The sequence below is a fragment of the Paraburkholderia sp. BR10923 genome, from assembly GCF_040948765.1.
Taxonomy (GTDB): domain Bacteria; phylum Pseudomonadota; class Gammaproteobacteria; order Burkholderiales; family Burkholderiaceae; genus Paraburkholderia; species Paraburkholderia youngii.
In genome coordinates this window covers 1-258 of record NZ_JBFPKO010000213.1, presented here as the reverse complement: position 1 = coordinate 258, position 258 = coordinate 1, and the positions used below count along the sequence as shown (strand labels likewise).

Genomic DNA, 258 nt, shown 5'->3' with positions numbered 1-258 from the left:
CGGCGCGGCAGCGCAGGCGCTGCCGGCCATTGGAGCCGTATCGCGCCAGGCGCCGCTTGAGCTGTCGTTTGCGCAGCAGCGGCTGTGGTTTCTGGCCCAGCTGGACAAGGACAGCGCCCGCTACCACATTGCGCTGGGCTGGCGGTTGCGGGGCAGGCTGGACCGCGCGGCGTGGCGACGCAGCCTCGATCAGCTGTATGCGCGCCACGAGGCGCTGCGCAGCGTCTTCGTTGATGCGGAGGAGGGCCCCCGGGTTGA

At 71.3% G+C, this 258-nt stretch carries 1 protein-coding gene; it reads left to right on the top strand.

Annotation, left to right across the window (positions count from 1 at the left end):
- Positions 1 to 258: condensation domain-containing protein (locus AB3X94_RS42160; protein WP_368614502.1), on the top strand; the 258-nt coding region annotated here is incomplete at both ends.